The organism is Falsiroseomonas sp. E2-1-a4 (genome assembly GCF_051433165.1).
In the GTDB taxonomy this organism is placed as follows: Bacteria; Pseudomonadota; Alphaproteobacteria; order Acetobacterales; family Acetobacteraceae; genus Falsiroseomonas.
In genome coordinates this window covers 67,453-84,505 of record NZ_JBHMFS010000005.1, presented here as the reverse complement: position 1 = coordinate 84,505, position 17,053 = coordinate 67,453, and the positions used below count along the sequence as shown (strand labels likewise).

Genomic DNA, 17,053 nt, shown 5'->3' with positions numbered 1-17,053 from the left:
TATCCACAAACCGCCATCCTGGCGCCGCTCACCGTGCCGAAATGCGGGCCGCGCGCAGGCGCGCCAGCTCCGCCGTCAGCGACCTTGCCCGTTCCGGGAGCATCGCCCCCATCACGGGCGCGGCCTTTGCTTCGCGCATCTGGTCCATGATCTGGACCAGCACGGGCATCTCCAGCTCGTTGAAGATCATCGCCGCATCGCGCGGGCGCATGCCTTCATAGAGCTTCACCAGGCCACGCAGCCCGGCTTCCTCGCGCGCCGCGCGATCCGCCTCCAGCGCCTCCAGGCGCCGTTGCAGCGCGACCAGCTCCTCCACCCGCTGCGCCAGGCGGCGTTCGGCGGCGGCGACCATCGTCTCCCGCGCCACGGCCTGGGCCTCGCGAGTCTCGATCGCGGCGCGCCGGGCACGCAGCGATTCCAGCACGGCACGTTCAGCGGCCTGTTCCGCGCTGGGCTCGGCCGCAGGCGCGGCGGGCGGCGTGGCAGGCGTCGCGGGGGCCGGGTCCGCGGCGCGCGCCGCGGTGATCACCGGCAGCATCGGCTCACCCGCGCGGACCATGCGCTCGATCTTGGCGGCCGCAAGCAGCGCCATCACGCCGAAGGCCACCGGCAGCAGCCGCAGGCGGCGAAGCCGCAGGGCCGGAATGCGGATACGGCGCATCAGCGGCCACCCCGCAACGCACGCAGTAATTCGCGTTCCGCCTCGCTGCGCGGGGATGGGCCGGACGGCGCTGCCGCGTTCTCCAGCGTCATGTCGGAGGCCGAGGCCGGACGCGCCTGACGGACCAGGCCATCCAGCCGGTCGGCAAGCTGTTCGGCGCGTTCGGTCAGGAAGCGCAGATCCTCGCGCAGCGGCTCCGCCACCGCCACCCGTTCGGCGACGTTGCGCCCGGCCTGTTCCGCGGTGGCGCGCAGCCGGGCCAGCGTGCCCTCAGCCGCCTCGCTGGCGGCGGCGATGCCGGCGGCGCCGGCTTCCAGCGCCGCGCCTTCGCGCCGCAGCGCGCTGATCTGCCGCTCCAGCCGCCAGGCGAAGGGCACGGCGATGGCCAGCAGCAGCAGCAGCGCGCCTTGGGAGATCCATTCCAGGGTGCTCATGCGATCTGCCTCATCGTCGCTTCGGACGGAATCTCCCGCCCGCTGTCGATGCGCACCGCCAGCCGGTTCTCCCGCCGCCCGAGCTGGCCGGCGAATAGCGGAACATCCCCACAGCGCAGCCGCACCGGCGCCCCGGGCGGCGATGACAGGATGATGCGATCGCCGACATTCAGCCGCAGCACCTGCGACAGCAGCATGGTCTGCTCATCCAGCACGACATCCAGCGCCACATCCGTCTGGCGCAGTTCCTCCGCCAGATGGGTTTCCCAGATGCTGTCGCGGCCGAAGCGCTCGCCCATGAATTGCTGCAGCAGCAATTCGCGCACCGGCTCCAGAGTCGCGTAGGGCAGCATGATCTCGATGCGCCCGCCGCGATCCTCCATGTCCACCCGCAGGCGGGACAGAACGGTGGCGTTGGACAGGCGGGAGATGGCGGCGAAGCGCGGGTTCACCTCCAGCCGCTCGAAGCGGAAGGTCACCGGGCATAGTGGCTCGAACGCCGCGCGCAGATCGGCCAGCACCACGGTGATCAGGCGTTCGACCAGCGTGCGCTCGATGGTGGTGTAGGGGCGGCCCTCGATGCGCATGGCGGCGGTGCCGCGGCGGCCGCCGAGCAGCACGTCCACAATGGAATAGATCAGGCTGCTGTCGACCACGACCAGCCCGTAATTGTCCCACTCCTCCGCCTTGAACACCGCCAGCATGGCGGGCAGCGGGATGGAGTTCAGGTAGTCGCCGAATCGCAGCGAGGTCATCGCATCGATCGAGATTTCCACATTGTCGGAGGTAAAGTTCCGCAGCGTGGTGGACATCAGCCGCACCAGCCGATCGAACACGATCTCCAGCATCGGCAGGCGTTCATAGGCGATGAGGCCGGCGGAGATGATCCGCTCGATGCCGCTTTCGCCATTGTCGCCCGCCGGGCCGTTGTCGAAGCCCAGCAGGCTGTCGATCTCGGCCTGGTTGAGCACGCGCGCGGCATCGGCCGGGGGTGCGGCTTCCACATCATCGAAGGGGTCGGGCGCGGCGGCGCCATCTGCCTCGACGGAGGCGCCCCATGCGGCGGCGAGATCTTCCTCCGAGGTATCCGGGCCTTGCGGAGTCTCTCCCTGGCCGCTCATTGCACCAGGAATTCCATGAACAGCACGTCGGTGATGCGGGCCGGCGCGGCGGCCAGGGTGGCGCGCGCGATCAGCTCCTCCCGCAGCCGGTGCGTGCCGGCGCTGCCGCGCAGCTCCTCCGGCCGCACCTCCCGCAGATAGGTCTGGAACAGGTCGAGCAGCCGGGGCATCGCCTCCGTCACCACCGCGGCATCCTCCGCCTTGCTGATCTCCAGCTTGGCGCGCAGCCGCACGAAGACCGGGCGGCGGCCGGGGGCGTTGAGGTTGGAGATGATCTCCGGCAGTTCGACGAAGGCGGGCGGGCTGCGCGGCGGCGGCGCGGCCTCGGCCTCCGCCGCGGCGGCTTCTTCCGTGACAGGGGGCGCGCCCATGCCGAGCAGGCCGGGCAGGATGCCGGTGAACCACAGCCCGGCGCCGCCGCCCACCAGCAGCAGCACAGGCAACAGGATCAGCAGCAGCTTCTTGCTGCCGCCTTTCGCCGGGGGAGCCTCGCCCCCCGCCGCCGCATCCGTCTTGGCTGCCGCTGCCGCCGCCATGCTTCCGGTCGTCCCTTTCATCCAAAGCGGGTGAGACCCCGCCGACCCCCAGAATGACGCGTACCGCTTAAGGAAGCCTTGCGCCGGAACCGGTTGCCCGAAGCTTGCCGGGCGCCGGCCAAACCTGCCCCTCCCCCGGCAGAAGCTGCATGGCCCGTTGCCCGCCCGGGAGCCGCAGGGCTGGCACGCGGCTTGCGAAGCCCCCCGGCAGAAGCGCAGCCCGAGAGAAACTCATGGACAGCCCCGGCTACATCGTCCTGTCCCGCCTGGTGGCGCAGACCCGCGCCAGCGCGGTCACCGCCAACAACATCGCCAATGCGGACACGCCCGGTTTCCGCGCCGCCCGCCCGCTGTTCGGCACGGTGCTGGAGCGCCAGATGGACGCGCAGGTGCCCTTCGGCGGCCGCGACCTGGCCTTCGCACAGGACCGCGCGACCTGGCGCGACACCGCCCCCGGCCCGCTGGCCACCACCGGCAACCCGCTGGACCTGGCGCTGGCCGACCCCGACGGGTTCTTCGCCGTGCAGACCCCGCGCGGCGAGCGCTTCACCCGCGCCGGCCGCTTCAGCCTGGATGGCGAGGGCCGCGTGGTGGATGCCGAGGGCAACCGGGTGCTGAGCGCGGAAGGCCAGCCGATGCAGGTGGCGCAGGGCGACAGCCGCATCGAGGTAATGGGCGACGGCACGCTGCGCACCGAGAACGGCCCGGTTGGCCGCTTCCGTGTGGTCCGCTTCCCCGACCGCCAGCAGTTGAACGCCGAGGGCGACCGGCTTTTCGCCGCGCCCGAGGCGATGGCCGCCGAGCCAGTGGAACGCCCCGGCGTGGTGCAGGGCGCGGTGGAGGGCAGCAATGTCCGCCCCGTCATCGAGATCACCCGCATGACGGAGGAGCTGCGCGAATTCCAGTTCGTCGCGCAGATGGCGGAGAAGGAGAGCGAACGCCTCGGCTCCGCCGTCGATCGCATCCTGCGCCGCCGGTAAGGGAGCTTAGACCATGCGCAGCCTGCACATTGCCGGGACTGGGATGATGGCCCAGCAGACCAACGTCGAGGTCATCTCCAACAACATCGCGAATATGAGCACCACCGGCTACAAGCGCCGGCGCGCCGAATTCCAGGACCTGATCTACCAGAACCTGCGCCGCGTCGGCGCCCAGACGGCCGATGCCGGCAACATCCTGCCCTCCGGCGCGCAGGTCGGCCTCGGCGTGCGCACGGGGGCGGTGTATCGCATTTCCGAACAGGGCAGCCTGTCGCAGACCGAGAACCGCTTCGACCTGGCGATCCGCGGCAATGGCTATTTCCAGATCAACCTGCCAACCGGTGAAGTTGCCTATACCCGCGACGGCACCTTTGCCCTGTCGCCGGAAGGCGTGATCGTCACCGCCGATGGCTTCGTGGTGCAGCCCGGCATCGCCGTGCCGGCGGCGGCGCGCGACGTGACGATCAATGCGACGGGTGAGGTGCTGGCCAAGCTGGATGGGCAGGTCGCGCTGCAGAATGTCGGCCAGCTCCAGCTCGCCATCTTCGCCAACGAAACCGGGCTGGAGGCGATCGGCGGCAATCTGATGCTCGCCACGCCGAGTTCCGGCGACGCGCAGCAGGCCGCGCCAGGGGCGGTGGGCTTCGGCCAGGTTCTGCAGGGCTTTGTCGAAACGTCGAACGTCAATGTGGTGCAGGAGATCACCAACCTCATCACCGCGCAGCGCGCCTATGAGATGAACAGCAAGGTCATCTCGGCCAGCGACGAAATGCTCTCCACCCTGTCGCGGCTGCGGTGATCGCCATGCGCCTTGTCCTGCTGCTGCTGCTCGGCCTTTCCTCCGCCGCCCACGCCACCCCATCCCCCACGCTGCGCCCCTTCGTCACGCTGGAAGACGCGGTGGTGCGGCTGGAGGATCTGTTCGACGGGCTGGGCGAGCGCGGCGCCACGCCGCTCGGCCCTGCCCCGCCGCCCGGCCATCGCCTGGTGGTGGAGGCGCCGCAGCTCTACGCCATCGCGCGCCGCAATGGCGTGGAGTGGAACCCCTCCGGCGGCGCCCAGCGTGTGGTGCTGGACCGCCCCGGCCGCGCCCTGGGCCAGGAAGAAGTGCTGGACGCGCTGCGGGAGGCGCTGCGCCCGCGTGGCGTGGAGGACGACACCGACCTGGTCCTGCAAGCCTTCCACGCGCCCCTGGTGCCGCCCGACGCCTTCCCGCAGATCATGGTGGAGCAGGTGACCTACGACGCCCACACCCAGCGCTTCGCGGCGGGGCTGGCCATCACGGCGGAGGGCATGGCCGCCCAGCGCATCCGCCTCGCCGGCCGCGCCGTGACCACGCTGCCGGTGGTGCTGGCGGTGCGGCAATTGGCGGTGGGGGATGTGGTGCGGCCGGAGGATGTGCGGCTGGCGCGCGTGCCCGCTAATCGCCTGCGGGCCGGCGCCGCGGACAGCCTGGACCAGGCGGTGGGCCAGGCCTTGCGCCGCTCGGCCGCCGCCGGCCAGCCGCTGCTGATGGCGAACCTGGCCGAGCCGCTGGTGGTGGAGCGCGGCAGCACCGTGACCATGCAGTACGAAACCCCCGGCCTGACCGTCACCGCGACCGGCCGCGCCATGGAAGGCGCGGCGCGCGGTGCGGTGCTGCCGGTGATGAATCTCAGCAGCCGGATCGTGGTGGAGGCCCGCGCCATCGGCCCCGGCCGCGTTCGCGTGGAGTCCCGCCGATGAAATACGCCCCCCTGCTGGCGCTGACCCTGGCGCTGGGCGCCTGTGAGCGCCTTTCCGAAGTTGGCCGCCTGCCGGCACTCGCCCCCGTCACCAGCCCCACCGCCGCCCCCGGCTACCAGCCGGTGAGCATGCCGATGCCGGCCGCGCAGGTGCCGACGCATGGCGGCAACAGCCTGTGGCGCCCGGGCAGCCGCACCTTCCTGCGCGACCAGCGGGCGGCCTCCGTGGGGGACCTGATCACCGTGCTGGTCAGCATCCAAGACACGGCGCAGATGCAGAACACGACGGCGCGGGAGCGGGAGGGGACGGATACGATGGGCATTCCGCGCCTGCTCGGCCTGGAAAGCTCCCTCACCCGGCTGCTGCCCAACAGCATCGACCCCTCCGCCCTGGTGCAGACCAGCGGCGCGCAGACCACCAACGGCACCGGCACGCTGCGGCGGAATGAGACGGTGACCCTGCGCCTCGCGGCGATCGTCACGCAGACGCTGCCGAACGGGAACCTGGTGGTGGCCGGGCGGCAGCAGGTGCGGGTGAACCATGAGCTGCGGGAATTGCAGGTGACGGGCGTGATCCGGCCGCAGGATATCGCGAGCGACAATACGGTGCGGCATGACCGGCTGGCGGAGGCGCGTATTGCCTATGGCGGGCGGGGGACGCTGTCGGACGTGCAGGCGCCGCGGTATGGGCAGCAGTTGCTGGATATTGTGCTGCCGTTTTGAGGGGGCGTGAATGGGCAGGGTCCGGGAAGGCCAGGAAAGCGGCATTAGTTCTCTTACCCTTGCTGTTTGGCAAAGACCTCTGTGATCGCCGTACCGAGCTGTGGTTGCCTGGTTGCCAACACACACGGCGGACACGGTCCAAAAACAAGCATCGACACGTGAATGGCGTTTACGCGTCTCAACTCTTGAACGTCATGAAATCGCTACAGCTGCACACAAATGCAACGGTTCAATAAGCCCCACTCATCATTCCGTGAGACAGGAAGATTCCTCATCCGCGCCCCTGCTTCCGTTGATAACCTCAATAGGAACGGATGCAGTCTGATTCAGGTCGGCGTGAAGCGCCGCCCTGCTTGCGAATGGGCGTCAGATGTTCCTTTTGATCGGCGAGCCTGAGGACACGACCATAGCGTCCACCCGGCGGGCAATGGCCGCGCTCGGGCGTCCAACGTTGCATCTCACCGAGGCCCAGCTCTACGGCACCCCCTTCGAACTGCACCGCAACGGCCCTCGGGTCGACGGCGCCCTGTTCCCCGCGGCTGCGGAACCCTTACCCCTGGCGGAAGTCTCCGGCGTGCTCCTGCGCGTGCGGCGCGCCTGGTGGCCCGAGGATGGCTTTGATCTCCCTGATGCAAGCTTCGTCTTCCACGAGACACTCGCTGCCTGGATCGCCGTCCTGAAGGCCTTGAAGGTGCCAACGGTAAACGACTTCGGCCTGGGCTGGTGGCTCGGCGATCCAAGCTATCCAGAGGCCCTGCGCCAGGACTTGGCGCGGCACCTTGAATTGCGCGCCCCGCCATCACGCGCCGGAGCAGCCGGGATCGAGGAGTGGCTCATCGCCGGCAGACTGGTGCTTGGCCCTTCCGGAAACTCCGCGCCCACAGCATTGGCCGGCGAAGCGCTGCGTGACTGGCAGCGGCAGACCGGCATCCACTTCGCCCGGGTGGACCTCGCCTCCGACGGTGGCGCAGTGCTGGCGGTCGATCCCTTTCCTGGCATGCCGCCCGGGCCAGCGGGCCCGGCGGACCGCGTCGGGGAAGCGCTTGCGCGGCTTCTCGTCGGAGCGGCCCAATGATCCTCGTGATCGGCTCGGGGCGAGACAAGGTGTTCCCGGTCCTCATCGAGCGGCTGCGTGAGGCTGGGGCGCGGTTCCGCGCCCTGGACGAGGACGCGCTCGACCGCCCGATCGACATCGTGGCGGAGGAGGACGGCGCCGGCCACATGCTCTTCCGCGTCACCGGCCAGGACTGCGAAGCGCGCATTCCAGTGCGGGTCATCTTCGTGCGACACGCCGTGGCCCGCACCCTCGACCCGGCGGTCACCGAGCCGCTTGGCGCGCTTCAGGTGGCGCTGAACCTGATGCTGCTCCAGGTCCGCTGCCCGGTGGTGAACCCGCCCGCGCACGCCTTCTCGAACTACAGCAAGGTCTACCAGCTCGGCCTGCTGGCCGAGATGGGCTTTGAGGTGCCGGAGACGCTGCTGACCAATCGTCCGCAAGCCGCCGCGGCGTTCGAACCGAGTTGCGGGTGCCGCGAAATCATCTTCAAGGGCGCGAGCAACATGATGACGCTTGTGCAGATCCTGACCGATGCAGGGCGCGACCGGCTGGTGCATCTGCCGAACTCGCCGACCGTGTTCCAGGAGCGGATTCCGGGCGAGGACCTGCGCGTTCATGTCATTGGGGAGAGCTGGATCGCGACGCGCCTGGTCAGCGAGGATGCGGACTACCGCCGCGCCGCCTTCAACGACGAGAGGGTGCGCGGCGAGGCAGCGATCCTTCCGGACGGGCTTGGCGAGCGTTGTGTGGCCGCGACCCGCGGGATGGGGCTCGTCGCCTCGGGCATTGATTTTCGGGTCGAGCCGAGTGGCCGGCATGTGGTGCTGGAACTCAATCCCTTCCCGCAGTTCACTTTCTACGAACGGCTCAGCGGCCAGCCGATCATGGCCGCGCTGGTCGCGCACCTGATGCAGCTTGCCGCTGCCCCGGGCGGCGCGGACAGCAATCTTTTGGTCTGACACAAGGCGACTGGGCAACGCCGGATTGTCGGCGCCCAGAAAATCCAAAGGAGGATCAGCCCATGGCAGAAGAAAGCGGTGACAAGGGCGCTGCCCGCAAGGAGCCGATGATTGACCAGTCCAACCGACCTAGCGCAATCGACTTCGACTCCGAGATCTCGAAGATGAAAGTAAGCGACCTTTCCGCACTCGTCGGCGCGCACGTCGAGGTGCTTAAGGCGGAAAAGGAGATCTCCAAATCTGAGAAGGAGATTTCAAAGCCTGAGAAGGAGGGCTTCAAGAGCGAGAAGGAGAAGGAGATTCGCAAGCCCGAGAAGGAGATCCGCAAGCCTGAGAAGGAGTTTTCCAAACCTGAGAAGGAGGGCTTCAAAGGCGAGAAGGAGAAGGAGGTCTTCAAGCCCGAGGGGCTGAAGCCGGAGGGCCTAAAGCCTGAGGACAAGGCGATCGACTTCACTATCGAACGCATCACCGAGCTGGTCCTTGAGCGGGTCATGACCGAGCTACAGCGGCGTGGACAGCTTCGCTGAGGGTCAGACGAGGTGAAGCCCATTAGTACTATAGCCAATCGGCGGTGGCTTCGAGGCACAGGAACCAACGGTCGTTTGGCTGGTGAGGGCAGCGCGGTCTGGGGCAGTGCCTGAACGGTGGCCTCACGCGGCACCGCCCCCCCCGTTTAGTGACCGTTTGAAAATGCCGGCGGCGGAGAGCCCGCCGGTATTTCAAACGGTCTCTTAGGCGCAGACGGGCCACAGACTAACCTCGCATCAACGCAGGCCGCTGCGGTCGGGCTGCCGCTGCCGGCCCGACCTCCAGTGATCAGCACAATACCCGCCGCAATTTCGCGCGCTCGACCGGTTTGCTTCTCCGCGATTGCGCGGACGCTGGGCGCGCTGTGCAGCGGACGATGCACGAGGCTGATAAGGGACCAATGGGCGCTTTGGGGCCGGCAGCGGCGGTTCAGAATGACTTCGCAGCGAAGCCCGCGCTTCCCCAGTGGTGGCAAGCCGCCTCGTACGGCCAGCGCAACCCCTCAAACCCCCGCCAACACCCGCAGCACCGCATCCCCATACCGGTCCAATTTGGTCCGCCCCACCCCCGCAATCCCGCCGAGCTGGTCCAGGCTCCGCGGCCGTTGCGCCGCAATTTCGGCCAGGGTCCGGTCCTGGAAGATGACATAGGCCGGCACGGATTGGCTCTGCGCCTCCCCCCGCCGCCAGTCGCGCAGCGCCTCGAACACCGCCTCGCCCACCGGCGCGGCGCTGCCGCCGCCGCTGCTGCTGCTGCGGGCCGTGCGCGCGGGGGCGGCGCTGGCCTGCACCAGATCCTCCCGCAGCATCACCTTCTCCTCGCCCTTCAGCACCGGCTTGGCGGCATCCGTCGGCACCAGCTCGCCATGGTTCTCCACCGCCACATCCAGCAGGCCGCGCGCCACCATCTGCCGCGCCACCCCCCGCCAGGCGAATTCAGAAAGGTCCTTGCCGACGCCGAAGGTCGGCAGCTTGTCATGCGCGAATTGCGCCACCTTGTCGGTCAGCTTGCCGCGCAGCACGTCCACCACATGCGCCACGCCGAAGCGCCGCCCCGTCCGCAGCACGGCCGATAGCATCTTCTGGGCCGCCACCGTGCCATCGAACAGGCGCGGCGGGCTGAGGCACACGTCGCAGTTGCCGCAGGGCGGTGGCTCGGCCTCCCCAAAACAGCGCAGCAGGATCTGGCGGCGGCAGGTGGCGGCCTCGGCGATCGCCACCATGGCGTCCAGCCGCTGCCGCTCGATCCGCTTCTGCTCCGGCGCCGCCGGGCTTTCCTCAATCCGGTGCCGGCCGAGCGCGATGTCGCCGGCGCCGTACAGCAGCAGCGCTCGCGCGGGCAGCCCGTCGCGGCCGGCGCGGCCGATTTCCTGGTACCAGCTCTCAGGCGATTTCGGCAGGTCGAGGTGCACCACCCAGCGCACATCCGGCCGGTCGATCCCCATGCCGAAGGCGATGGTGGCGCACATCACAACCGAGTCCCCACGGGCAAACCGCCGATGCGCGTCCCGCTTCGCCTCGGATTCCATGCCGGCATGGAAGGCCAGCGCATCATGCCCATCGCCGCGCAGCCATTCGGCCGTCTGGTCGGTCTTGTTGCGGGTGCCGCAATAGACGATGCCAGCGCCGCCCTTGCTAGCTTCCTCCCGCAGCAAAGCGCGCAACTGGCTGCGTTCGGATTCGCGCGGCGCGGCCTCAATGCGGATGTTCGGGCGGTCGAAGCCGCCGCGGAACACCGGGTCGTCCTGCATGCCCAGCTGGCGGCGGATATCTTCCACCGTGCGTGGATCGGCGGTGGCCGTCAGCGCCAGGCGCGGCGTGCGCGGGAAGCGTTCCGCCAGCACGCCGAGGCCGCGATATTCGGGCCGGAAATGGTGCCCCCACTGGGACACGCAATGCGCCTCATCCACCGCGAACAGCGCGACGGGCAGTTCCTCCAGCCGGCTCAGCATGCCTTCCAGCGCCAGACGCTCCGGCGAGACGTACAGCAGCTTGAGATCGCCATTGTGCAGGTCGCGCAGCACATTGCGCGACTCGCCCTCCGGCAGGTCTGAATGCAGCGCCGCCGCCGCCACGCCCTGCTGGCGCAGCGCCGCCACCTGGTCTTCCATCAAGGCGATCAGGGGGGAGACGACAATCCCCACCCCCGGCCGGCACAACGCCGGCACCTGGAAACACAGGGATTTGCCGCCGCCGGTCGGCATCAGCACCAGGCCGGAACCGCCGCCGGCGACATGGCGCACCACCTCCTCCTGCCGCCCGCGAAAGCCGGGGTGGCCGAAGACGCGGCTCAGAACGTCCAGCGGGTCCGTGTGCTCGTCGGGGTGGTCGGGCATCGGAGAGGCGAATCGGCCATCATCGGGCATGGCCCTGTCTGCCATGCCCGATGGGGCGACAACACCCTCGGCCTATCAGGGGTAGCCGACGACGATCTCCACGCGCCGGCTCTCGATCGGCACCGCATCGAAGGGCACCGGGCCGCGGCCGACCACGCTGATGCGGCTGGTGGGCACACCGCGCTTGGCGATCTCGTCCGCCACATGCTGGGCGCGGCGGCGCGAGAGTTCCTGGTTGAAGGCCTGCGCGCCCGCCGGGCCGGCAAAGCCGCGCACCTGCACCGGCACTTCCGGGTGGCGGCGCGCCAGGCGGGCGACATTGGCGAGGACGGCCATGGCCGGCTCATCCAGTTCCACGCTGTCCTCGTTGAAGAACACCACGCGCGGCGGCTGGCCGACCAATTCCCGCGGATCGGCGGCACAGGCGGCCAGGAGGACGACCGGAACAAGTCCGGCCAGGGCGAAAGCGCGGCGACGCATGTGAGATACTCCGGGAAAGGTGGCACATAGGTCGCTCGGCTGGGCAGGCCGCGTCAATCGCGACCTTACGCGCCTTCACGTGATTCGGTGCGGTCAGGCCGTATTAACCCGCGTCCCGCATCCTGCCGCGGTGTCCCAGACCGAGTCCCCCCTGCCGAGCCTGCCGGACCCGCGCGGCTTCGACCCGGTCCGCTTCCCGGGCACCGCCGAGGGCGAAACCTGGCCGCCGCCGCACTTCCTGTTCCAGGCCAGTTGGTTGCGGGAGCCGGGCCTGGCCTTCGAGCGTGATCCCTCCGGCGGCATCGGCCTGGTGCGGCCCTTTGCCCATATGCGGATGCTGGTGGATCTGGATAACGCGCATCTGCTGCTGGATATCGCCCCAGGGACGCATGATTTCCGCCTGCTGCGCCTGGTTCCGGCGGCGCTGCGCTGTGTCGAGCGCATCACGCCGGGCGACCCCGTCCCCGGCCCGCTGCTGGATGAGGACCCGGACCCGCTGGAGGAACACCACCTCTACGCCGCAACCTCCGAGCTGGTGGCCCGCCTGGCCGTCACGGCCGGGGAGGAAGGGGAAGCGCTGGCGGAAGCGATGCGCCGCACTTCGCCCGGCCCCGCGATGTTCGAAGCCGCGATCGCCCATTGCATCACCAAGGGCGGCTTTCCCATGGGCACCATGGCCCCCCTCGGGCGCCGCCTGCAGATGCTGGCCAACGCCCATGCCCGCGTCCTGGCCACCGCCGCCAGCCAGCCGGATTATGAGGCGATGGAGCGCATGGTTCGCCGTACGCGGGATGCACTCGGCAATGACCGGCGCTGGGCTGGAGATTTGCTGACCCGGGCGATGGATGGGCTGTTGCCGATGATCGCCCGGCCACGCCGCGCCGCCGCCGCGCTGCTGGCCACGGCCGAGAAGGCCATGCGCCGCCCCCTGCCACTGGAGGCACCGACCCGGCTGCTGCGCGACCAGCTGGCACTGCGGGACCGGCTGCTGGACCTGTCGGTATTCTGGCACCGGCTGGCCGCCGCCTGGCTCGCGGTGGACCCGGACACCACGGACCGGCGGGAGATCGAGGCCCTGGCCCGCAACGCGCTACGCCGCCTGGCGCTGGAGCCGCTGTACCGGGTGCCAGACTGAACCGCGGCCGCTATTCCTCCACATCCAGCGCGTAGCCGGCGGAGCGCACGGTGCGGATGATGTCCGCCTCCTCATCGCCGTTCACCGCCTTGCGCAGGCGGCGAATGTGCACGTCCACCGTGCGCGGCTCCACATGGATGTCGCGGCCCCACACCGCATCCAGCAACTGTTCCCGGGTAAAGACCCGGCCCGGGTGCTGCAGGAAGAATTCCAGCAGCCGGTATTCCGTGGGGCCAAGATGCAGCGACCGGCTGCCGCGCGTCACCCGATGCGCGTCCTGGTCCATGACCAGGTCCTTGTAGGCTAGCCGCCCCTTCACCGGCACGGCGCCGGACCGGCGTAGCAGCGCGCGGATGCGGGCCAGCAGCGCGTCCATCACGAAGGGTTTCGAGATGTAGTCGTCGGCGCCCGTATCCAGCGCGCGCACCGCGTCCTGATCCTCGGTCCGCGCCGTCACCATGATGATGGGCAGGTCGCGGGTATTGGGGCGGCGGCGGATCTGGCGGCAGACCTCCAGGCCCGAAAGCGCCGGCAGCATCCAGTCAAGCAGGATGAGGTCCGGCTTGCCTTCGGAGACGCGCAGCAGCGCCTCCTGCCCATCGGTGGCTTCCTCCACTCGGAAGCCCTGCTTTTCCAGATTGTAGCGCAGCAGCGTCAACAGCGGCGCCTCGTCCTCCACCACCAGGATGGTCGGCTTGGCGAGGCTGCCTGTTGCGTCCGGCATGTTCGCGGTTCCCAAGGGTGATCTGTCTATTCGGGTGGCCGGACCACGGCATAGGCGGAACTATCCGCCTTGGGCCGTTCGTCCGGCAGGTTGTCGCCGCGCACGGCGTAGTGCACCGTCTCGGCGATGTTGGTGGCGTGGTCGCCAATGCGTTCCAGGTTCTTGGCAATGAACAGCAGATGCGTCGCCGCGGTGATGTTGCGCGGCTCCTCCATCATGAAGGTCAGCATCTCGCGGAAGATGCCGTTGTAGACGTCATCCACCGGTTCATCATTGCCCCAGACGCGGGCCGCGGCCTCGGCATCGTCATTCACCAGCGCATCGATCGCGGCCTTCAGGTTTTCCTGCACCAACCGCGCCATGCGGGAGAAGCCGTTGAGGCTGCCCAGCGCCGGCTGCTGCGCCACCACGATGCTGCGCTTGGCCGCATTGCGGGCGTAGTCGCCAATGCGTTCCAGGTTGTGCGCGACCTTCATGGCCGTGACGATGAAGCGCAGGTCGATCGCCATCGGCTGGCGGGTGGCCAGGATGCGGATGCAGAAGGCTTCGATTTCGCGCTCAAGCTGATCGAGCGCCGCATCGCGGCCGATCACCTCGGCGGCCAGCGTCGCGTCGCGGCGCACCAGCGCCACGGTCGCGTCATTCACCTGGCGCTCCGCCAGGCCGCCCATGCGCGCCAGCATGTCGCGCACCTTGCGAAGCTGTTCGTCATAGGAACGGACGATGTGCTCGCCCTGGGCTTCCATTGCCATCTGCGTTGTCCTCAGCCGAACCGGCCGGTGATGTATTCCTGGGTGCGCTTTTCCTTGGGCGCGGTGAAAAGCTGCGCCGCCGGCGCCACCTCGACCAGCTCGCCCAGGTAGAAGAACGCCACCTGGTCGGCGCAGCGCGCCGCCTGCTGCATGTTGTGGGTCACGATGCAGATGGTGAAGTCGCGCTTCAACTCGTCGATCAGTTCTTCGATCTTCAGGGTGGAGATCGGGTCGAGCGCGCTGGTCGGCTCGTCGAACAGCATGACTTCCGGACGCACGGCGATGGACCGCGCGATGCATAGCCGCTGCTGCTGGCCGCCGGACAGGCCCATGGCGTTGGTTTGCAGCCGGTCCTTCACCTCGCCCCAGATCGCGGCGCGGGTCAGCGCCCATTCCACGCGATCATCCAGCTCGGATTTCGCCAGCTTCTCATGCAGTTTGATGCCGAAGGCGATGTTGTCATAGATCGTCATCGGGAACGGCGTGGGCTTCTGGAACACCATGCCGATCTTGGAGCGCAATTCGTTCAGATCGACAGAGGCGTCGATCATGTTGCGCCCATCCATCAGCACCTCACCTTCCGCGCGCTGGCCCGGATAGAGGCTGTACATCCGGTTCAGCACCCGCAGCAGCGTGGATTTGCCGCAGCCGGAGGGGCCGATCATGCCCGTCACCTGCCGGTCCGGCAGATCCAGGTTGATGCCCTTCAGCGCCTGGGTGGTGCCGTAGTAGAAATCCAGGTTCCGCACCGAAATCCGCGCAGTGTTGTTCAGCGCCTCGGCGGATCGGGCCTGCATGCCACCGAAGCCGGAGGCGGCGGTGGTGGCGGTCTGTTCGGTCATCGAGCCCACTGGATCGTCCTCATGATGCAGCCCATCGGATCGTCCTCATCTTACGGCCCAGCGGGCCGCCCCTTCCTGGCTCAGTTGCGCCCGCGCAGCACGAGGCGGGCCATGATGTTGATGGCGAGCACACCCATCGTCACCAGCAGCGCGCCGGACCAGGCGATCCGGATCAGGTCCGGGAAGCCCGAATTCGCCTGCTGGTAGATGGCGATCGGCAGGCTGGCCATGGCGCTCGACAGGTCGAGGCTGGTCACGTTGTTGCCGAAGCTGGTCAGCAGCAGCGGCGCCGTCTCACCCGCGATGCGCGCCACCGCCAGCAGGATACCGGTCAGGATGCCGGAGGCAGCTGCCTTGTAGCAGACCAGCGTGATCATCTTCCACTTCGGCGCGCCGAGGCCGATCACCGCCTCACGCAGCGTATTGGGGATCAGCTGAAGCATATCCTCCGTGGTGCGGACCACGACGGGGATCACGATGATGGCCAGCGCGAGCGCGCCGGCGATGCCGGAGAAGGCGCCCATCGGCAGCACGACCAGCTGGTAGATGAACAGCCCGATCAGGATGGACGGCGCCGAGAGCAGCACGTCCGAGACGAAGCGCACCGCATTGCCAAAGGCGGAACCCCGCGCATACTCGGCCAGGTAGGTGCCAACCAGCAGGCCGATTGGTGTGCCGATGAGGGTGGCGATGGTCGTCTGGATGATGCTGCCGATGATCGCGTGCCGCAGCCCACCCGGCTCCGCCGTGTCCTCGCCATAGCTGGTCGGCTTGAACTCGGAGATCAGCGTATTCAGGCTGAGCGACTCAAGGCCGCGCCACAGCAGCGTGCCCATGATCGAGGCCAGGAAGAACAGGCCCGCCACCGTCGCCAGCAGGCACAGCCACTTCACGGCCGCGTCGATGAACCGCCGGCGGCGCCCCAGCGCCCGCGCCGCGCTTTCGTTCCGCGCCTTCATGAGCGAGGGGAGTGTTGTCGTGCTCATCGGATCAGCCCTTCAACCGGGACCGCAGAAGCCAGCGGGAAGATGCCAGCACCAGGAAGGAGATTACGAACAGCAGGAAGCCGAGCGCGAACAGCGCCGACTGCTTCATGCTGCCCGACAGGCTTTCCGGGAACTCCATCGCGATCACGGAGGCGATGGTGGTGGCAGGATCGAAGATGCCCTGCGGCATGCGGTTGGCGTTGCCGATGACGAAGGTCACCGCCATCGTCTCCCCCAGCGCGCGGCCGAGCCCCAGCATGATGCCGCCGACCACGGAAATCCGCGTGTAGGGCAGCACCACCCCCCTCACCACTTCCCACCGCGTGGCACCCAGCCCGTAGGCGCTCTCCTTGTAGACCGGCGGCACCTGCAGGAAGACGTCGCGCATCGTGGCGGCGATGAAGGGCAGGATCATGATGGCCAGCACCAGCGCCGCGGTGAACAGCGAGGTCCCCGCGAAGGACCGGCTTTCGAAGATGAAGCCGATCAGCGGAATGGTCTCAAGATACTCGCCAAGCCCGATCTGGATGTACATCTGCACGAAGGGCACGACCACGAACAGGCCCCACATGCCGTAGATGATGGAAGGCACCGCGGCCAGCAATTCGATCGCCGTTCCCACTGGCCGCCGCAGCCATTCCGGCGCGAGCTCGGTCAGGAAGAAGGAAATACCGAAGGCGACCGGCACGGCCAGGATGATGGCCAGCACCGCACTGACGATGGTGCCGAAGATCGAGACCAGCGCGCCGTATTCCTCGCGGTGGTCTTCCACCGGGTTCCAAGCGTCGCTGGTGATGAAGGCCGGCCCGTAATGCAGGAAGGCCGGAAGCGCGCCGATGAACAGCGTCAGGATGATGCCGCCCAGCGTCAGCAGCACCACGATTCCAGCACCGCGGCACAACCCCTCGAACAGCTTGTCGCCGAAACTGCCGGACCGCCGTCGGGCGCCGCCGGCTGGAATGGCCGAGGCATCGGCCGTGATGGTCTGCTGCAAGGCGGGATGTCCCGGCGATGGAGGTTGTCAGCGATGAAAGCAGTCAGGGCCGGACGCCATCAGCGCCCGGCCCTGACCCTTC

19 protein-coding genes are annotated in these 17,053 nt (G+C 68.5%); 8 read left to right on the top strand and 11 right to left on the bottom strand.

What is annotated here, in order from left to right; all coding sequences use genetic code 11:
• Positions 1 to 28: 28 nt before the first annotated feature.
• Genes ACFHNC_RS07240 through ACFHNC_RS07225 form a run of 4 tightly spaced genes read right to left on the bottom strand, consistent with a single transcriptional unit; the run spans position 29 to position 2,752 of the window.
• A complete protein-coding gene (locus ACFHNC_RS07240) occupies positions 29 to 661 on the bottom strand; it encodes a MotE family protein (protein ID WP_437168552.1) in 633 nt (210 codons plus the stop codon).
• Complete coding sequence (locus ACFHNC_RS07235) at positions 661 to 1,095, bottom strand: DUF6468 domain-containing protein (RefSeq protein ID WP_437168551.1); 435 nt, start codon at positions 1,093 to 1,095, stop codon at positions 661 to 663. The genes ACFHNC_RS07240 and ACFHNC_RS07235 overlap by 1 nt, the downstream gene beginning before the upstream one ends.
• The gene (gene fliM / locus ACFHNC_RS07230; protein ID WP_437168550.1) at positions 1,092 to 2,216 is read right to left on the bottom strand and encodes a flagellar motor switch protein FliM; all 1,125 of its coding nucleotides are present in this window, start codon (positions 2,214 to 2,216) and stop codon (positions 1,092 to 1,094) included. Before fliM ends, ACFHNC_RS07235 begins: the two co-directional genes overlap by 4 nt.
• Positions 2,213 to 2,752, bottom strand: coding sequence for a flagellar basal body-associated FliL family protein (locus tag ACFHNC_RS07225; protein WP_437168549.1), 540 nt, complete (start codon positions 2,750 to 2,752; stop codon positions 2,213 to 2,215). The genes fliM and ACFHNC_RS07225 overlap by 4 nt, the downstream gene beginning before the upstream one ends.
• 233 nt (positions 2,753 to 2,985) lie before the next feature.
• Between ACFHNC_RS07225 and ACFHNC_RS07220 the strand changes: the two genes are divergently transcribed.
• The 7 genes from ACFHNC_RS07220 to ACFHNC_RS07190 all read left to right on the top strand — a co-directional run bounded on the left by ACFHNC_RS07220 (position 2,986) and on the right by ACFHNC_RS07190 (position 8,722).
• Positions 2,986 to 3,732, top strand: a complete 747-nt coding sequence (locus tag ACFHNC_RS07220) for a flagellar hook basal-body protein (RefSeq protein WP_437168548.1) — start codon at positions 2,986 to 2,988, stop codon at positions 3,730 to 3,732.
• A 13-nt stretch (positions 3,733 to 3,745) separates the two neighbouring features.
• Positions 3,746 to 4,531 (top strand): flagellar basal-body rod protein FlgG, encoded by a 786-nt coding sequence (gene flgG / locus ACFHNC_RS07215; RefSeq protein WP_437168547.1) that lies wholly within the window; start codon positions 3,746 to 3,748, stop codon positions 4,529 to 4,531.
• A gap of 5 nt (positions 4,532 to 4,536) precedes the next feature.
• On the top strand, positions 4,537 to 5,457 hold the full coding sequence (gene flgA / locus ACFHNC_RS07210) for a flagellar basal body P-ring formation chaperone FlgA (protein ID WP_437168546.1): 921 nt from the start codon (positions 4,537 to 4,539) through the stop codon (positions 5,455 to 5,457).
• On the top strand, positions 5,454 to 6,179 hold the full coding sequence (gene flgH, locus ACFHNC_RS07205) for a flagellar basal body L-ring protein FlgH (RefSeq protein ID WP_437168545.1): 726 nt from the start codon (positions 5,454 to 5,456) through the stop codon (positions 6,177 to 6,179). The genes flgA and flgH overlap by 4 nt, the downstream gene beginning before the upstream one ends.
• 370 nt (positions 6,180 to 6,549) lie before the next feature.
• Positions 6,550 to 7,254, top strand: a complete 705-nt coding sequence (locus tag ACFHNC_RS07200; protein WP_437168544.1) for a hypothetical protein — start codon at positions 6,550 to 6,552, stop codon at positions 7,252 to 7,254.
• Entirely contained in the window at positions 7,251 to 8,195 is a 945-nt protein-coding gene (locus ACFHNC_RS07195) for an ATP-grasp domain-containing protein (RefSeq protein ID WP_437168543.1), read from the top strand. The genes ACFHNC_RS07200 and ACFHNC_RS07195 overlap by 4 nt, the downstream gene beginning before the upstream one ends.
• Before the next feature lie 62 nt (positions 8,196 to 8,257).
• Positions 8,258 to 8,722 carry a hypothetical protein gene (locus ACFHNC_RS07190; protein WP_437168542.1) on the top strand — a complete coding sequence of 155 codons (465 nt, stop codon included), beginning with the start codon at positions 8,258 to 8,260 and terminating at the stop codon, positions 8,720 to 8,722.
• Positions 8,723 to 9,225: 503 nt separating this feature from the next.
• Here ACFHNC_RS07190 and recQ read toward each other — a convergent pair.
• Together recQ and ACFHNC_RS07180 are read right to left on the bottom strand one after the other, a co-directional pair.
• Positions 9,226 to 11,088, bottom strand: coding sequence for a DNA helicase RecQ (gene recQ, locus ACFHNC_RS07185; protein ID WP_437168541.1), 1,863 nt, complete (start codon positions 11,086 to 11,088; stop codon positions 9,226 to 9,228).
• 45 nt (positions 11,089 to 11,133) lie between these two features.
• Positions 11,134 to 11,538 (bottom strand): OmpA family protein, encoded by a 405-nt coding sequence (locus tag ACFHNC_RS07180; RefSeq protein WP_437168540.1) that lies wholly within the window; start codon positions 11,536 to 11,538, stop codon positions 11,134 to 11,136.
• Between the two features lie 130 nt (positions 11,539 to 11,668).
• Between ACFHNC_RS07180 and ACFHNC_RS07175 the strand changes: the two genes are divergently transcribed.
• Entirely contained in the window at positions 11,669 to 12,673 is a 1,005-nt protein-coding gene (locus ACFHNC_RS07175; protein WP_437168539.1) for a hypothetical protein, read from the top strand.
• Between the two features lie 10 nt (positions 12,674 to 12,683).
• Here the strand turns inward: ACFHNC_RS07175 and phoB are convergent, their stop codons facing one another.
• The 5 genes from phoB to pstC form a co-directional block, all read right to left on the bottom strand.
• Positions 12,684 to 13,397 (bottom strand): phosphate regulon transcriptional regulator PhoB, encoded by a 714-nt coding sequence (gene phoB / locus ACFHNC_RS07170; RefSeq protein WP_437168538.1) that lies wholly within the window; start codon positions 13,395 to 13,397, stop codon positions 12,684 to 12,686.
• Positions 13,398 to 13,423: 26 nt separating this feature from the next.
• The gene (gene phoU / locus ACFHNC_RS07165) at positions 13,424 to 14,143 is read right to left on the bottom strand and encodes a phosphate signaling complex protein PhoU (protein ID WP_437168711.1); all 720 of its coding nucleotides are present in this window, start codon (positions 14,141 to 14,143) and stop codon (positions 13,424 to 13,426) included.
• Positions 14,144 to 14,160: 17 nt separating this feature from the next.
• On the bottom strand, positions 14,161 to 14,946 hold the full coding sequence (pstB, locus tag ACFHNC_RS07160) for a phosphate ABC transporter ATP-binding protein PstB (protein ID WP_437168710.1): 786 nt from the start codon (positions 14,944 to 14,946) through the stop codon (positions 14,161 to 14,163).
• 125 nt (positions 14,947 to 15,071) lie between these two features.
• Entirely contained in the window at positions 15,072 to 15,977 is a 906-nt protein-coding gene (gene pstA / locus ACFHNC_RS07155; RefSeq protein WP_437168537.1) for a phosphate ABC transporter permease PstA, read from the bottom strand.
• Between the two features lie 4 nt (positions 15,978 to 15,981).
• Complete coding sequence (gene pstC / locus ACFHNC_RS07150; protein WP_437168536.1) at positions 15,982 to 16,971, bottom strand: phosphate ABC transporter permease subunit PstC; 990 nt, start codon at positions 16,969 to 16,971, stop codon at positions 15,982 to 15,984.
• Between the last annotated feature and the right edge of the window lie 82 nt (positions 16,972 to 17,053).

What these genes read in the sequence shown, in the direction of transcription:
- ACFHNC_RS07240 (WP_437168552.1), bottom strand. Translation starts at nt 661, where the DNA reads ATGCGCCGTATCCGCATTCCGGCCCTGCGGCTTCGCCGCCTGCGGCTG.
- ACFHNC_RS07235 (WP_437168551.1), bottom strand. Translation starts at nt 1,095, where the DNA reads ATGAGCACCCTGGAATGGATCTCCCAAGGCGCGCTGCTGCTGCTGCTG.
- fliM (WP_437168550.1), bottom strand. Translation starts at nt 2,216, where the DNA reads ATGAGCGGCCAGGGAGAGACTCCGCAAGGCCCGGATACCTCGGAGGAA.
- ACFHNC_RS07225 (WP_437168549.1), bottom strand. Translation starts at nt 2,752, where the DNA reads ATGGCGGCGGCAGCGGCAGCCAAGACGGATGCGGCGGCGGGGGGCGAG.
- ACFHNC_RS07220 (WP_437168548.1), top strand. Translation starts at nt 2,986, where the DNA reads ATGGACAGCCCCGGCTACATCGTCCTGTCCCGCCTGGTGGCGCAGACC.
- flgG (WP_437168547.1), top strand. Translation starts at nt 3,746, where the DNA reads ATGCGCAGCCTGCACATTGCCGGGACTGGGATGATGGCCCAGCAGACC.
- flgA (WP_437168546.1), top strand. Translation starts at nt 4,537, where the DNA reads ATGCGCCTTGTCCTGCTGCTGCTGCTCGGCCTTTCCTCCGCCGCCCAC.
- flgH (WP_437168545.1), top strand. Translation starts at nt 5,454, where the DNA reads ATGAAATACGCCCCCCTGCTGGCGCTGACCCTGGCGCTGGGCGCCTGT.
- ACFHNC_RS07200 (WP_437168544.1), top strand. Translation starts at nt 6,550, where the DNA reads ATGTTCCTTTTGATCGGCGAGCCTGAGGACACGACCATAGCGTCCACC.
- ACFHNC_RS07195 (WP_437168543.1), top strand. Translation starts at nt 7,251, where the DNA reads ATGATCCTCGTGATCGGCTCGGGGCGAGACAAGGTGTTCCCGGTCCTC.
- ACFHNC_RS07190 (WP_437168542.1), top strand. Translation starts at nt 8,258, where the DNA reads ATGGCAGAAGAAAGCGGTGACAAGGGCGCTGCCCGCAAGGAGCCGATG.
- recQ (WP_437168541.1), bottom strand. Translation starts at nt 11,088, where the DNA reads ATGCCCGATGATGGCCGATTCGCCTCTCCGATGCCCGACCACCCCGAC.
- ACFHNC_RS07180 (WP_437168540.1), bottom strand. Translation starts at nt 11,538, where the DNA reads ATGCGTCGCCGCGCTTTCGCCCTGGCCGGACTTGTTCCGGTCGTCCTC.
- phoB (WP_437168538.1), bottom strand. Translation starts at nt 13,397, where the DNA reads ATGCCGGACGCAACAGGCAGCCTCGCCAAGCCGACCATCCTGGTGGTG.
- phoU (WP_437168711.1), bottom strand. Translation starts at nt 14,143, where the DNA reads ATGGAAGCCCAGGGCGAGCACATCGTCCGTTCCTATGACGAACAGCTT.
- pstB (WP_437168710.1), bottom strand. Translation starts at nt 14,946, where the DNA reads ATGCAGGCCCGATCCGCCGAGGCGCTGAACAACACTGCGCGGATTTCG.
- pstA (WP_437168537.1), bottom strand. Translation starts at nt 15,977, where the DNA reads ATGAGCACGACAACACTCCCCTCGCTCATGAAGGCGCGGAACGAAAGC.